The sequence below is a fragment of the Deltaproteobacteria bacterium genome, assembly GCA_016931625.1.
GTDB lineage: Bacteria > Myxococcota > XYA12-FULL-58-9 > XYA12-FULL-58-9 > JAFGEK01 > JAFGEK01.
Genome location: JAFGEK010000133.1, coordinates 62,221 through 76,883, shown reverse-complemented (window position 1 = coordinate 76,883; position 14,663 = coordinate 62,221). Strand labels below are relative to the sequence as shown.

The 14,663-nt window shown below is 39.9% G+C and carries 15 protein-coding genes; 3 read left to right on the top strand and 12 right to left on the bottom strand.

Going from position 1 to position 14,663, the window contains the following annotated elements:
* Positions 1–116: 116 nt before the first annotated feature.
* The 5 genes from JW841_11485 to JW841_11465 form a co-directional block, all read right to left on the bottom strand.
* Positions 117–902 (bottom strand): HEAT repeat domain-containing protein, encoded by a 786-nt coding sequence (locus JW841_11485; protein ID MBN1961559.1) that lies wholly within the window; start codon positions 900–902, stop codon positions 117–119.
* A gap of 4 nt (positions 903–906) precedes the next feature.
* A complete protein-coding gene (locus tag JW841_11480) occupies positions 907–1,638 on the bottom strand; it encodes a metallophosphoesterase family protein (GenBank protein ID MBN1961558.1) in 732 nt (243 codons plus the stop codon).
* Positions 1,639–1,654: 16 nt separating this feature from the next.
* Positions 1,655–2,722 carry a type VI secretion system baseplate subunit TssG gene (tssG, locus tag JW841_11475; GenBank protein MBN1961557.1) on the bottom strand — a complete coding sequence of 356 codons (1,068 nt, stop codon included), beginning with the start codon at positions 2,720–2,722 and terminating at the stop codon, positions 1,655–1,657.
* Positions 2,686–4,440 carry a type VI secretion system baseplate subunit TssF gene (gene tssF / locus JW841_11470; protein MBN1961556.1) on the bottom strand — a complete coding sequence of 585 codons (1,755 nt, stop codon included), beginning with the start codon at positions 4,438–4,440 and terminating at the stop codon, positions 2,686–2,688. Before tssF ends, tssG begins: the two co-directional genes overlap by 37 nt.
* Before the next feature lie 339 nt (positions 4,441–4,779).
* Positions 4,780–5,376 carry a DUF4143 domain-containing protein gene (locus JW841_11465; GenBank protein MBN1961555.1) on the bottom strand — a complete coding sequence of 199 codons (597 nt, stop codon included), beginning with the start codon at positions 5,374–5,376 and terminating at the stop codon, positions 4,780–4,782.
* An 8-nt stretch (positions 5,377–5,384) separates the two neighbouring features.
* On the opposite strand from JW841_11465, the gene JW841_11460 reads away from it, so the two are divergent.
* From JW841_11460 to JW841_11450, 3 genes are all read left to right on the top strand, one after another.
* On the top strand, positions 5,385–5,615 hold the full coding sequence (locus JW841_11460) for a DUF4160 domain-containing protein (GenBank protein ID MBN1961554.1): 231 nt from the start codon (positions 5,385–5,387) through the stop codon (positions 5,613–5,615).
* Position 5,616: 1 nt separating this feature from the next.
* Positions 5,617–6,444 (top strand): helix-turn-helix domain-containing protein, encoded by an 828-nt coding sequence (locus JW841_11455; protein MBN1961553.1) that lies wholly within the window; start codon positions 5,617–5,619, stop codon positions 6,442–6,444.
* A 266-nt stretch (positions 6,445–6,710) separates the two neighbouring features.
* Positions 6,711–7,064: an STAS-like domain-containing protein gene (locus JW841_11450; protein ID MBN1961552.1), complete on the top strand. Its 354-nt coding sequence runs from the start codon at positions 6,711–6,713 to the stop codon at positions 7,062–7,064.
* A 303-nt stretch (positions 7,065–7,367) separates the two neighbouring features.
* Here JW841_11450 and JW841_11445 read toward each other — a convergent pair whose 3' ends face one another.
* From JW841_11445 to JW841_11415, 7 genes are all read right to left on the bottom strand, one after another.
* Positions 7,368–7,736 carry a VapC toxin family PIN domain ribonuclease gene (locus JW841_11445; protein MBN1961551.1) on the bottom strand — a complete coding sequence of 123 codons (369 nt, stop codon included), beginning with the start codon at positions 7,734–7,736 and terminating at the stop codon, positions 7,368–7,370.
* Complete coding sequence (locus JW841_11440) at positions 7,733–7,927, bottom strand: type II toxin-antitoxin system VapB family antitoxin (protein ID MBN1961550.1); 195 nt, start codon at positions 7,925–7,927, stop codon at positions 7,733–7,735. Before JW841_11440 ends, JW841_11445 begins: the two co-directional genes overlap by 4 nt.
* Before the next feature lie 81 nt (positions 7,928–8,008).
* Complete coding sequence (locus JW841_11435; protein ID MBN1961549.1) at positions 8,009–8,245, bottom strand: TM0996/MTH895 family glutaredoxin-like protein; 237 nt, start codon at positions 8,243–8,245, stop codon at positions 8,009–8,011.
* Positions 8,246–8,270: 25 nt separating this feature from the next.
* Positions 8,271–9,347, bottom strand: a complete 1,077-nt coding sequence (locus tag JW841_11430) for a permease (GenBank protein MBN1961548.1) — start codon at positions 9,345–9,347, stop codon at positions 8,271–8,273.
* Complete coding sequence (locus tag JW841_11425; GenBank protein ID MBN1961547.1) at positions 9,341–9,805, bottom strand: winged helix-turn-helix transcriptional regulator; 465 nt, start codon at positions 9,803–9,805, stop codon at positions 9,341–9,343. Before JW841_11425 ends, JW841_11430 begins: the two co-directional genes overlap by 7 nt.
* Positions 9,806–10,029: 224 nt before the next feature.
* A complete protein-coding gene (locus JW841_11420) occupies positions 10,030–11,142 on the bottom strand; it encodes a hypothetical protein (GenBank protein ID MBN1961546.1) in 1,113 nt (370 codons plus the stop codon).
* Between the two features lie 84 nt (positions 11,143–11,226).
* Entirely contained in the window at positions 11,227–14,643 is a 3,417-nt protein-coding gene (locus tag JW841_11415) for an ATP-dependent exonuclease SbcCD, C subunit-like protein (protein MBN1961545.1), read from the bottom strand.
* Between the last annotated feature and the right edge of the window lie 20 nt (positions 14,644–14,663).

Below are 14,663 nucleotides of genomic sequence, written 5' to 3'. Positions count from 1 at the left end.
GCCATATTTACCTCTAAATTAATTATTCAAAATAATTAGTATTTATAACATATTATTTATTGATATCATAGAATAAATATTTCTAGAGTAAACAAATTCGTTGTTAAAGATCACAATTATTTGTTGCTTGATGGCCTTTTCATCTCTTTTAATGCTTGCTCTGCACTCTGGCGTAGAGCCTCAATAGGGTGACCGCTGGCGACAGTTATTAAAAAGGCTTCGGCGTTATGGCCGCCCAGAGAACCGATTGCGTATAAAAGTTGCATGACAAAGGCAGGATCACGATGCGCAGTCAGTTCAATGAGAGGTTCTACGGCTCGTTGATCACCAATAGTAACCAGCGTTCCTATGGTGCGCAAAACTAATTCAGGTTTGGGTTCACTGTTTAGATGTTGGCACAAGGGCAAGACCGCCTGACTGCTTTTGCGATCACCCAAGCGAATAATTACAAAATCGCGCAAACGCGGGTCGGGGTCGTCTAAAAGAGCAATTAGTGTTTCATCTTTTTGGGTATCAAGTTGTCGCTGTTTAGTGATGATCTCCCAAGCTTCTTTAAAACTTTCTAATATACCCGTAATAGTTTCGTTATTCTTTAAGAGTACGGCAGTTGTTTCATAGGATAAGCCTTCGTTAAGCGGTCGCAGGCTTAATTGCATTAATGTTGATTGCTCTTTTTCTGTAGACTTTATATTTAACCCTTGACGTATTTCTAATTGCAAAATGTAAGCATTTTTTAAGTTTTGATTGATGGCTAATTTAGTATTTCTATCTTGGCTTAAAATATTTTTAATGTCATGGCGCACCTGTTGTTGATAATTTTTTTTATCCCAACTACGTGGCGCGTCGATGACTACGCGTTCGATGTTTAGGCTTGGTGGCTTAGAACATGCAAATAAGGACACTAAACTAAGTACCCATAAGCAGCCGATCACCAAAAATCGTCGGCAACCCTGCATCGATAATTTTTTGTCGTGCGCTATGAATGTCATACTCAAAACGGTGGTAAGTAAATATACTTTGTTCACTGTCATAAACACCGCAACAAGCTCGTGGGTCACGGTCGCGCGGCTGTCCCACACTACCAACAGTAATAATATAGCGTGCATCAGGACGACATTCGATAATTGTATCCATTAAAGGTGTTACTTTTTCGCCATCAATACAAAAAGAAACGGTTAAATGCGAATGTCCAATAAAAGTTATGGCGGGCAAGGAACGAATTTCGTCTAAACGCGGACGAATTTGTTCGCTGTTAAACATGTATTCAAAAGCTTCAGCGTTAAAAGGTAGACCATGACAAAGCCCAATTTGCTCGTACTCAATCCAATAGGGCATTTCTTTGAGCCATTGCATATGACTCGGTTCTAAATTTTCGCTGCACCATCGCAAGGCGTTGCGCGCAGCAGGATAGTAATCAGCATAATCCATACGACCAGCGACTGCTGCATCATGATTACCTAATACTGATAACTTAACCTTATCACGTAAAAGAGCGCACACTTCATTAGGGCTGGCGCCATAGCCGACGGCATCACCTAAAAAAATATAGGCGTCAAGATCCATAGAAGCAAATTTTTCAAGTACAACAGTGAGGGCTTCAAGGTTACCGTGAACATCTGAGAGAATTCCATAACGCATGTACAAAACCACATCTTCAAGTCACATAGGATGCTGTGACAGTTTGCAGGGGTAAAACAATCTGGTGTTGATGTTGTGCCGCTAGAAATGTATCGACACCAAGCCGTTCAGGGGCTGTAGTCGACAGACGTAATCCCGAGATTTGTTTATGAGCGAGGATGATGCCTAAATCAACCTCAAGTGGGTCACGACAGAATAATTTTATGGTATCTAATAATTTACGACGCAAAACGACATTTTGGCGAAAGCGATAATAGACTTCACGCGAGCAAGGGCCGATTTGCACCCGAAATTTTCCGGCTCGATCAAAAGCACAACTTCCCAAAACAAAATCAACGTCTAAGTGTGAGTTAGCAACCCCAACCGTAGTTTGTTCGCTTTTATCAAAGGGGATCCAACTGCCAATAAACTGCTGGATAGTTAACGCAGAACCTTCTAGGTCAATTTGTAAAACATCACGCAATGCCGTTTGAATTACCCAGCAGGTGGGGCGACGCAAATGAAGCAGTGGCGCTAAACGTAAAATCTGCCAAACTGGTAAAGAACTTGGATATTCATGATCATAGGTATCTACCCCACATAGAGATAAGATACGCTTTGACCAAGCATCGTTGCAGTTTTGTTTAAAAGTAATGGGGTAGCAATAACGAATAATGCTGCGAAATAATAATGCGACAATGCGATGGTGAAAAATATCATAAAAGTCGCGCAGTACTGGTTCAATAGGTGATTCTTGCGCGACTTCTTCGGTGAGATATGTTGGTAATGGTGATACTGAACCAGTTAGCCCCAAAAAAGTTGTTATAATTTCAATAATTCGTTCGGGTTTAGGCATGCCTAATGGGGCTTCAGGCTGTATTAATTCGACACTGCTGACATCAGAAGTGGGAAATGCCAGTGAAGGATCATTGCGGAAACGAATGATTTCTTGGCTAACAGGACCATCATGGCCAACTTTGGCCGCAGTCATTAAGGCGCGCTCTAAGAAAATGACAATGGCGCGAAAATCACCATCACCTTGCGCTTTAATTATATCAACGATCGCTTTTAGACGATCGGTTTCATCCCTGCTCTCGGAAGCCACTGAAGTTCTCGTTGCGATGGTAGAAGTTTAAGTACAAGCTGATGATAAGAATTAATACTTACATGTTCTCCTAAAATACTGTCGAGAATACAACCAAATAAAAATATATCGCCGATACCGGTAAGCTTATCTTCAGAAATTTCTATAGTAGTACGTGAACCACGAACTGGGGCACCAGCTAAAATTCTACGTGAGGGAGACACTATAACCCCATGAATCGAATCAACCCTTAATCGATTTGTGCGACCTGATGCCTGCTCACTAAGTTCTTGAAAGTTATAAAGGCCTAAAAGTGCTTGCAAACTTTCTTTAGTCGCTAGCGAACCATGTGGCAACGAAAGGTGAGCAAGCAGTCGCCAATTAAGCTCAATACCTAAAGGAGGAGTGACGGGTTTAGTTACTTCATTTATATTTTTAAAGGTAGCAACCGAAGGTGAACCAGGAACTGGTTGACAAATATCACCAGCCCGTAATTCACCAGCAAGAGAGCGGTTGGTACAAGTAAGTTCTATAGAAAAGACTTCATCATTAGTTTTTAAATCAACAGGAACGAAACCTGGAGTAATTGCAGTGAAGTATGTATCAACAGCGCTATCTAAAGGAGAGGCGCAACGACGCAATTGATAATATCCAATATCGGTACGATCAGCAGTTGCATGACGAAAATCAATAAATGGCTGATAGTTAATACGATCGCCGCCATTTTGACGAATACCTATAACATTATCAGCGCTATAAACTTCAGCATAAGCAGGGTCTACATCAATCGGACGTAAAATTTGTTCATGTTCAATGGCGGAACGACGCAGTGGTATGGCTGGTGCGTTAAATAAGTTAATTACCGGGGTGCAATGTAATCTTATTGATTGTCGTCCTATAGGAGCGCCTAATTCAGGCGGTTGATTGAAAAAGAAAAGAATATCAAATTGCTCAGTAGCAACATCAATGGCGGTATCAAGACCTTTAACATCAATAAAATGAAATTTGGTGGGCAAGGTAAAGTATTCTTGTAATAAGCGAAACGCAGTTGGCGCAAAACCCGGCCAAGGCAATAAAGCCTCTTCAGGAGCAAAACCCACCGGTTTGATTGAATTTGCTGGCAAAGGATGACCACGTTTGCAGCCGCGTGGGCCGACATGAATTTCAGTACAATAGCGCAAAAACCATAATAAAAGCGTCGAAGCAATGCCGTAGTCGGCGTTAATAAATAAGCGCATGCCACCGGCTTCAAAGACACTCGGTAGAGCCTTTTCTGGCGCAGCAAATTGCAGGCGCAATACTGGTGTACGAGCCGATGAGATATCAAGATTAACGTTTTCAATTATGGTTGGCAGCAACTCAACATTACTAGTAGTGCGAAACATGCATGAGGTACCATTTACCTCAATACTACCTAAGGGAGTGCCGCGGGCAATGACATGGCGACCACGAAGTGCACCAATTTCTGGGGACATTTCGACAATCGAAGCTGCCGGAATGGTTCGTAAAAAATGCGGCATTAATAAATCTGAGAGCAGATGAACGATTTCAGGTATGGCATCGTCCATCCGTTCGCGTATGCGAGCGGTAAGAAAGGCAAAACCTTCTAATAGACGTTCAACATCAGGGTCAGCTCCACGTTCAGAAAGCAGCCCGGCAATAGCTGGATTGGCATTGCCGAAAGTCTGACCCATGTCGCGCAGATAAGTCAGTTCGCTTTGATAGTATTTGCTAAACAAGAGCTAACCGGTCCTTTGTGTTCTATATGTTCACATAATAAATTTATTTCATATAGTTTTATTTGTCTTATGAACCAACAAGCTTAGTGTCAACATGAGTTTTATTATTATGGCTAGCTGCATCATAATAGTATAGGCATTTTCAAGAACCCCAATTTTAGCATGAAGTTGCAAATTGACACACGCCATGTCGCATTTTGATACACTATGCGAGTTCTTTTTGGCTAGTTGCTGTCAAATATATCATTAAATCAGCTATTTTTTATTTGGCCCACCTTTTGCCATCCCAGCATGGGACAGTAAAACTGACAGTGAGACAATTATTTAGATGTTTTGACATTATTCGAGTTCATCTGTTATTGATTTAGTTTTTTCTATTGCATATAAAGGAATATTTATTATTTTGCTTTGTCTAGTTAAGGGTGCCAGCGAGCACTTAACCCCATATTTTGCTTGCTTATAGGTTTTCAAATATTGCTGCATGCTACGCAAATGCCCGATACTTGCCGATTTGACTTCAATAGGTAAGGCGTTATTATGAGCCTCGTATAAATAATCTACTTCAGCTTGTGAGCCATTGCTTTGGCGATGCCAGTAGTAAAGTTGTGGATCTTCATGATCACCAAATCGATGTAATAATTCTTGCCCAATAAATTGTTCGGCTACAGCGCCACGATGACTATCAAGAATAGAATTGCGAATGACCCAATCATTATATTCAACACCCAGGAGACGTTGGGCAAGCCCGACATCTAAAAAAATACTTTTAAAATGTTTTGTTGAAGCACCGGTAGCTAATGGTAGACCTGCACCGGTGCTATTGTATACTTTATTAATGACTCGCGCTTTTACTAATAGGACAATTACAGTAAAGACGTTGACAAATGTCCTATTGCTGATATGATTAACAAGTGCCGAAGGTAGAGTGCATATCATTTGTTGGTTTGTATGCGTGGTTCAATTCAAATGACCATGAACCACCGCATTTTCATCTTGAACGTCCAGGGGAGTGGGAAGTACGATTATTTTTTCTTCAGGCAAAGAAGATAATGATTAAGGAGTGTTGGGGCAGTGGACCAAGCGGGCAGTTAAAACGAACTATCCTAGCTAAGATTGAAACCAACAGAATTTTATTATTGCGGGAATGGGAGAAGAAAGTAGCAAAGAGGAATTAAGATGCAAACGTACGAAGAAATCATCATCCCAAACGAGAGTCGCAAAAAAATAAAAGGCCTCGTGCCGCGCGGATTGCGTTTTAAAACGAAACCATCGGCAAAAATGCAACGATGTTTGGTAGTGTTGGATCTTGAAAAGGCGTTATCGGATATGACAACGATATTTGCAGAACGGACATTATCGCGTCTTGTGACACAAACACAAGCCACTTTGTTAAGTCGGCGATCAATATCACCAACAGTTGTTGCTGATGTAATGGTTGGACTACGGCGTTTAATTCACAATGACCCTTACGTTACTACTTCTGAGCAAGCGGTTCGACGATTACTTTTAGCAAAGGCTCATAATGCAGCCGATCGTTTGATTGCTTCGGTAGAACTCCAAGGTGAAACTCTGTTCGTATGGAGTTGTGAACCAAAGTTGTACACTTGTTCTATTAAAGATATTCCGGTGCTTGCTAAGTTATCAAAAGTTCAACTGGCAAATTTTGAAGTAAGTAAAAGCGGTAGTCGGATTAATTGGCCAAAGGCTGATGTTGATCTAGACCTTGGTAGTATTCGTTATTGGGCAGATCCGACATTTCGCCACAATAAAGACAAAGAACTACGTGAAGCAGCAAAGTCGTATGGCGTGGCAATTCGTGAATTACGATTAGAGAAGGGTCTTAAGCAATCAGATATCCTAGGCTTAAGCAGCAGGCATGTACGCCGCCTCGAAGCTGGTGAAGGCCAACCTTTTACATCTACGCTTGAAAAATTAGCAGCGGCACATGAGATGTCGTTAGAGTCTTATTTAGATACATTAGCAACGCGAAGCGCGAGTAAGTAAAAAATAATTTGCAGCAAAAACTATACGGATCTAACTAGCTAGTCGGTAACGTGCGCACTCTACCAATTGCCCCTAACTTGATAAAACAAAGCTATTTGAGTTGCCGCTTGTTAAAACGTTTTTCAACGCGCTCAGCATGCGCTTGAGTATCGAAAATCACTTATTGATTGGCAAGGTGTGGCAATTGAGGTTATTTTACCAGTAGGATCACCGTTTGTTTCACCACCTAGTGAAGACGACGAATCAATCGCCAGGAGATTTAAGATATGAATACATATTATTTGCATAAACTAGCTCACCATTTGGCTAGTCGGCAACGTGCGCATACTTTGCGCGAAGATGTATTAGAGGCAATTACACGCACGCAGCAAAAAGTTAGAATTGATCTCAGTGAAGTAATGTCTGTTAGTGATTCGTTTGCTGATGAATTTTTTGGGGTATTAGCACAAACTTATGGCGATAAATGGTTTCAAGAATATATTGATGTAACTGGCGCCAGCGATGTTGTACGTAACTCAATTGTGCGAGCCATACACACTAAGCTTAGAACGCGATTTACAACCAGCAAAAGCGCAAGGATACGACCTCGCACAGCCTCCTGTGCAATTAATCTAATTTAGTGAATACGGGTAGTTGATAAAAAAAATGTTACTTTGCCTCGACAGTAACCACCCATTTATCGATTTCTAGTTTTTAAATCAAAACCAGCGTAACAAGCGTAATATATTTAAAATATAGGTTAATATATATATGTGTGTGGGGGGTATAATAATAGAAAAATATGAAATCTGATTTTGAGTAATACAATATGCTTAAATTTGAGTTATGAAACAACAGCCATGGCTAACTGATGAAAAAATGAATTTTTAAAGATTAAAATTTAAATGTCAGTTACCAATTTAAGATCACTGTTTAAGCACTTTTTAATAGAGACCGCTAAAATTAATTTTATTACGAATACAAATGACATTTAGTTGTTTATCTATAGTCCATAATTGTGCATGCGATAGAAGAGCTGAGGTAAATAAATGAGCATCAATCCAACCAATTCCCTTACCATCAAGATTATGAGTGGTAATTGCGTGTAACACCTCTTGATGGTTTGACATGATTGCAGTCGGTAATTGTTGTAACAAGTTTATTAATTCATCGCGATGAATTAATCCACCAAGTGATAACTCACCAATTATAAATGGGTGTATTAATACTTGGTCTTCTTCAAGCAGCGTAACTAATGTTTTATGACGACGACGAAAATGTTCAACCCATATAGAGGTGTCTACGATGATCACGGTTTTACCCGACGCCGTCTGGGCAAACGAAGATTTTTTTCTATGCCACCAAGTTTAGCAAGACGTTCTCGTGCGGCGTGGGCAATAAGTGCCTTTAAACCGGCATGCAACAGAGCAGTTTTACTTTGAATTTGTGTACACGAACGCGCATTATTTAGCAGCTCTTCATCAAGGTCAACTGTTGTTCTCATGCATAATAATATGCATTAATTATGCATATAGTCAATTGTACGCGGATTACCTGATGACTTTTGATTTAAAAAGACTAGGCTTTAAGCGGTAGTCAACCAAGTAACTATTTCATCACTTTTAGCTATGCGACCTGAGCATTTTACTTCGCCATCAATAGCAAGAGCCGGAGTTGACATTATCCCAAATTTCATCATTTCATCTATTTTTTCAACTTTGGTAAGGGTCGCTTGAACGCCTGATGCGGCGATTGCTTTTTCGGCTTCAGCATAAAGTGATTTGCATTTTGCACAGCCAGAACCTAATATTTGTACAATCATTTTTTAACTCCTATAAGAAAGTTTTTTAGAGGATGAAGTTGAATATATAACCAACACTTAAAATACCCAGTGCTACAATAGCAGCAAAAGTTAACACTGCCGGCAATTTTAATACTTTTCGTAAGATAATCATTTCAGGTAGCGATAAGGCGATAACCGACATCATAAAAGCTAACACTGTACCTAGAGCAGCGCCCTTGCTCAGCAGTGCTTGCACTATCGGGATAATGCCGGCAGCATTAGCGTACATTGGTACGCCCATAACCACCGCAATCGGCACCGACCACCATGCGCTTTTACCCATGATTGCCGCCATGAAATTTTGTGGTACAAAACCATGAATGCCGGCGCCAACAGCTATACCTAGTATAATATAAGGCCAAACTTTGCCGATTATTTCGAATACAGCATCACGTCCTAATTGTAAGCGGTCATAAAAAGTAAGTTTTGCAAAAGAAGATGTTATCGAAGTATTGCTCACCGTTGCAATTACCCAATCTTCAACCCAGCGTTGCATTGGTAACTTACCAATAACCCACCCGGCAATAATAGCGATGGTCAGACCGGTGATAAGATAAAGCCCAGCAATTTTATAACCAAACAGACCAAATAATAAAACCAGGGCAACTTCATTAACCATTGGCGCCGCAATTAAAAATGAAAAAGTTACCCCCAACGGTACGCCAGCGGCGACAAAACCGATAAACAAAGGTACGGCCGAGCATGAACAAAAGGGTGTCACTACCCCTAATAATGCAGCTAAGATATTACCAAAAAATTCACGACGCCCAGCAAGTAAGCTACGAGTTCGTTCTGGGGTAAAGAACGAGCGCACTACGCCGACACCGAATATAATTACGGTTAAAAGTAAAAATATTTTCGGGGTTTCATATAAGAAAAAGTTTAGCGCCCCCGCGAATTTATTATCAGCACTAAAAGGTAATAGTTGATAAGCAACAGTATGCGCCAGAAATTCTAAATTATTATAAAGTAGCAACCAAATAAATAAGGCGACTATAACTGCTAATATGCCAAGTAAGATACATCTATTTATTTTGGTTATCTTTGCATTACTGTCGTTGCTATTTAAAGTTGTTACCATTTATTTTTTCTTTTCGTGGTCGCAGCCGATTTAGTGCATAACTTAATTGGTTTTATAACGGGCATATTTTTAAGCGAAGATTTGGTGCTTTTGCATTTGCGTTTTTTTACACATGACCCAACTTGTTTTTTACTTTGCAATTGTGCAAGCAGTTTAGTTAACAATGCGGTAGCTTCACTGCGATTACTTAAATTTGTCATTAAAGTTTTTAATTGGTCGCCGATCAGTTCATCGTCTGCTGGCAACAGAGTGTAATAAGACCACAAACCATCTTTGCGACATTTTATAAGTTTGGCGTGCACAAGAGTTGCGAGGTGACGCGAAGCTTTAGACTGAGTGATTTTTAGCACGGCCATAATGTCACAAACACAAAGCTCATTATAGTTATTTAAAAGCCATAAGATTTGTAGCCGAGCTTCATCAGCAAGAACTTTAAAAAAAATAGCGGTATTTTTCATAAGTTGCTCGCAAAATTAGATTATATATATTCGTATAACCGAATAAACGAATATAGTCAAGGATAAATAGTTTTTATGTTAAATAGTTTTTATGTTACCGATAGGGTAGATGTCCGCAGTATAATAGTGCCTCGTATCTAAAAGGTTGCTTGATTATTTCAGAAATAATAATGTATACGAGCCTCAGTATAATCTTCATTTTTTATGATCAAATAAGCGTGTTTTTATAATTTCTGCAGCAACCAAGCATAGCCAACATGCTCTTGTTCAAATCTAATATTATTTGCGAGCTTATTATATCTAAGATCGTTATATAAGTTTTGCTCGTCTTTAGTAAGATGAGCAAGCATATGCTCGCAGCGATTATTCTCTATGCCCCATAGTTCGCGATGTTGTAGTAGTGTTTCACGATCCATTAATAATGAATGCACATCTTTAAAATATTTTCGTAGTCGGTCAAGAATAGCAAAACCATGAGTGTCAATATCGCCCCAATAATATATAGTCTTATGTTTTAGCCAATCGATACTGGTTAGGTGATCGACATTGTAACCAAGCCCAAAGATAACAATACTCTCGGGCATAGGTGGAAAACATAAACCATTTATATCATTTTCAGTTATAAATACTCGATTTACGTTTATCTTAAGTTTGGCAAAGTCAGCAACTGGCGTGGCAATATCGCTAAGCCCAGCAAATTGCGGGAGCAATTTTTTATCAAGTACACGAAAACGAATAAGAGTTGGTTTTGCTAAAAGCCCATAGCGTTGTTCAAAAGCATTAGCGCCAACTGCAGTTTTATCTATGACTTCTGTGGGTAATATTAGATCTAACAGTTTAGCAAATAATTGGCGTCGTCTTTCGATAAATTTAGTATCGACACCAGGTACATCAATTTGGCGTAGATAAATTTTTTCTTGAGGATGTTTATAAAACCACAACAACACCTTTAATACGCGTGGCCAAACTTTACCGTATTTAAGCAAGATCATCGGATGTTCAATCACCCAATTTTTAAGTTGCGGTAAAGCCTCATAAGTTAAGTTGGCAAGCTGTGATATTAGTGACGCTTGGCGATGTTTGCCAATTAGCGCGAGTGCATCATACTCTGATGGTATTACTATACGGTCAGGTATTCGGTTGTTACCAAGTTGGCGATGACTTACTGTAGTCCATTTAATCTCATAACCAAATCCACGCTTTGTTTTACTGTCTTCATCAAGTGTTTTAATCCACCGGCGTGCTTTTTCAAAATGGTGGGTTAAGTCACCCGTCTTGGGGCGTGAAGTACGTAGTTGTAACGGAAACAAATCATGATTGCGCAAACGTGCTTGCATGATTTTACCATTGTTCCATAATCTTTCTATTTCTTTGTGTATAGCGGTGCTGTCAGTCCAGTTCACCTCAAACTCCAACAATAATTAAATTTCTAATAATAATTTCCCCGTCACTTGTCGTGCTTGTCGTTCTGCCCGATACTCTTCAATGGTTAAACAATGCAATTTTGAAAATTTTCCTTCTTCACTATGAATAAAACCTACGTTAGCGACAAAAGGTTCGATGACGTGAATTTTTTGTAATGGTGTGACAATCAACAATTGTAGATTCATGCTATTAAATAACTTGAGTGCGTAGCGTGCTGATTCATCAGAGCCGCGACCAAATGCTTCGTCAATGACCACAAAACGAAAAGAACGTGAGCGTTTAACGCCGTGCTCTAAGCCAAACTGGTATGCAAGGCTTGCAGCAAGAATGGTGTAAGCAAGTTTTTCTTTTTGACCACCTGATTTACCACCCGAGTCAGTGTAATGTTCTTGCTCGCGGTCATCTTCACGCCAACGCTCTGAGGCCGAAAAGTTAAACCAGTTGCGTACATCGGTAACTTTATGTGTCCAACGTCGATCAATTTCACTTGAACCTTCACGTCCACGAAAGCGTTCAATGACATGTTTTACCTGGATAAATTTGGCTTCAGAGTATTCTGTTTCATCAGAACCAGTAAGAGTGCCTTCGGTACATGCGCGAAGATCTGTCTGAAAATCACGTATTTCAATATCTATTGCAGGATGCATTTCAAGGCGAATGTAGCGGCCAGGATTATAGTCAATAGCCATTAGAGATCTATTAATAAGTTCAATACGCTCTTTAATGGTCTGACGTTCACGATGTAATTGTGATTGAAAATTGGCAATCTCACGAATAGTATTTTCGTTTAACAACTCTTTAAAGCGGCCCTTAAAGCGTGGCAGGTCATCATCACATAGACGCTTAAGCATTTTAGTAAGCTCATCAGAAGCATTGATACTGGCATCTATCTCTTGTGTTTCGGCTGGGTAATCATGACGAAATGCTTGTATCGCGGCAACAATTTTTTCTTGCAGACGTTCAAGCTTTCTCGTTATAGCATCAATTTCGCGTTGCAACCACGCATGCAGCTCGCGTTCACGATTGGCGCATGATTCAACACTCAAAGTGTGTTCACCTAATGCCTGAGCACGCAGTAATTCAAGACGAGGAAAGTCACGCTCAAGTATCTCATTAGTAGCTGTGCTGAGCTGTAATTCGCACTGCTCTTGATCATTTAAATATTGTTGTTGTTTATGTTTAGCTATACCAAGCTCTCGGCGGTCATTATCAAGTGTTGCTTCGGTTGTGTTTATCGCTTGCTCTAAATTTACAAGCCGCGATTCTAATGTTCGCAGTATATCTGACTCTTCTTCAAGTTCACGACGTTCATGGTCTAACGCTTCAATCTCAATAGCTAGTGGTCGCCAATCTATATCGTAAAAATTGTCAAAGATATCGAGTTTTTCTAAATTTGTTAAGCGTTCACTAATCGCTCGTTGTGCTGCTTGCAAAGAATTTATTCGTTTGGCAGCGATTTGCATATGTTGTTCAAGAGAGTTTGCTTTTATTTCTAATGCATTTATTTTTGCGTTATTTGACCAACCAAGTATATAACGCGAGCGATCATTAATATGGCATCTATCATCTTTTTCATGGCGTTCACCAGCACCTTTAATTTGACCAGCGCTAGTGATAGCCATTTTTTCGCGACGAAACTGATCTAGTGTATCGCAACAGGTATAATTAAAACGTCGAAGAATTTCAGCCTCTAACCAGTTATAAAATTCACTGTCAGGGCGAATTGCTATTTTATGCATCAACGATGTTGGCGGCCAATTGCCAGTGTCGCTAACGCCAACATTTAAATGTATGCGATAATAGACTAAGCGACTACCTAAATGCGTGTTGTTAACCCACTCGGCGACCCGACTATATTCAGTGTCGCGGACTAACAAAGAAAGACCAAAATTATGCAGCACTCGTTCAATTGCACCTTCCCAAATATGGGCGTCTTCATGCACTTGCAATAATTCGCCAGCAAAAGGCAGCGCTTCGTCGGTTAAATTGAGTTCTTCACATAACTTGGTACGTAAATCTAAATTGCGTAATGGTATGCTACTGCGTCGTTGTTTTAACGAATTAATCTCGCGATTGATTTCTTCATGTTGGGTTTTTAAAGTTCTAAATTCAACCTCTACTTCAGTACGGTCATTTTGGTGCTGCGCTTCTTTTAGGGTGGTTGTAATACGTTCATTTTCAATACTATGGCGGTTAGCAATAAATATTTCAGCATTAGTCGCTATTGGCATTTCTAAAACACGGGCTAATCGTTCATATTGTGCAGCGCGTTTTTGTCGTACAGCTTTTTTTTCAGTTCTTTCGTTTATTGTAGCTTTGATACGCTCAAGACGATCACCACCATTAGCATTTATAGCACTTTTAAGCTCATCACGTTGTATTTGCTGATCACGTCGCTCTTGGCTTTTTGCATCAATTTGATAACCTAGTTGTTCAATTTCACTATTAAGGTTGCGCAAACGCTTATCAAGTAACTTAACCTTTAGACTAGCAAAGTATGGCATTATTGCATCACGACAAGCTCGTTGCGCTTTTTCATCTTCAGTTAATGCTGCGTGACGGTTACAATCATTGACGATTGGTGTAAGTTGAGTAATTTGTGCTTCGGCTTTAAGCACCGCAGCGTGTACCCGATTAAGATCATCATAGTGAGCAATCAACGCCTTAACGCGTTCTTCCACGGCGAATGCTTCAAGCATATGCTGGCGAACAAAGTCAGTAAGATTACCAACAGATTTCATTGATACGGTTTGGTTAAACAACTCAAGCGCTTGTTCATTTTCGATACCAAAGCGACGACGAAAAGATGCGCTATAATGTGAAAAAGCATCGAAGACTTCAGTACACGATAACTTTTTTAAACGTTTGCGTAGCTCACTAATATCAGAACCAAAGTCTGAAAAATGTTTACTAATAGTAAATGGTGATTCAGCAACAATAAAAAATCGCGCTGGTTGTCCTTCGAGATCTTTACTCCAAAACACTTGCGCTAAAGTGACGTATTGATTGTAACCTTTATTAAAAAAAACACAAAGAATGACCGAGTAGTCGTTTGCTTCACGCAGCGCCACAGGACGCGCAGATAAACTGGTTTCACTGCGTTCAGTTTTGTAATAACCAAGCACATACGAACGTAACGTGCGCTCGCGTACTTCGGCACCTGCAGCCTTGTTAAAAGTAAGCTTTTGTGGGGGCACAAGTAATGTGGTTATAGCATCAACCAATGTTGATTTGCCCGAACCTATATCACCAGTAAGTAAAGTGTTAGCGCTGTTTAGATTTAATTGCCATATATGATGATGAAAAGTACCCCAATTATAAACTTCTAATTGTACTAGCCGAAAGCCACTATGCTCATCAGTATCAGAAAAGTCGAGCAACAACTCAGAATTCTGATTTACAATTACTGTCATTTTTATCAATCCTTAAAAAA

Excerpts from the sequence above, each read along its gene's own strand:
- JW841_11420 (MBN1961546.1), bottom strand. The coding sequence starts at position 11,142 with ATGCAAGCACGTTTGCGCAATCATGATTTGTTTCCGTTACAACTACGT.
- JW841_11450 (MBN1961552.1), top strand. The coding sequence starts at position 6,711 with ATGAATACATATTATTTGCATAAACTAGCTCACCATTTGGCTAGTCGG.
- JW841_11480 (MBN1961558.1), bottom strand. The coding sequence starts at position 1,638 with ATGCGTTATGGAATTCTCTCAGATGTTCACGGTAACCTTGAAGCCCTC.
- JW841_11455 (MBN1961553.1), top strand. The coding sequence starts at position 5,617 with ATGCAAACGTACGAAGAAATCATCATCCCAAACGAGAGTCGCAAAAAA.
- JW841_11430 (MBN1961548.1), bottom strand. The coding sequence starts at position 9,347 with ATGGTAACAACTTTAAATAGCAACGACAGTAATGCAAAGATAACCAAA.
- JW841_11435 (MBN1961549.1), bottom strand. The coding sequence starts at position 8,245 with ATGATTGTACAAATATTAGGTTCTGGCTGTGCAAAATGCAAATCACTT.
- JW841_11440 (MBN1961550.1), bottom strand. The coding sequence starts at position 7,927 with ATGAGAACAACAGTTGACCTTGATGAAGAGCTGCTAAATAATGCGCGT.
- JW841_11465 (MBN1961555.1), bottom strand. The coding sequence starts at position 5,376 with ATGATATGCACTCTACCTTCGGCACTTGTTAATCATATCAGCAATAGG.
- JW841_11415 (MBN1961545.1), bottom strand. The coding sequence starts at position 14,643 with ATGACAGTAATTGTAAATCAGAATTCTGAGTTGTTGCTCGACTTTTCT.
- JW841_11425 (MBN1961547.1), bottom strand. The coding sequence starts at position 9,805 with ATGAAAAATACCGCTATTTTTTTTAAAGTTCTTGCTGATGAAGCTCGG.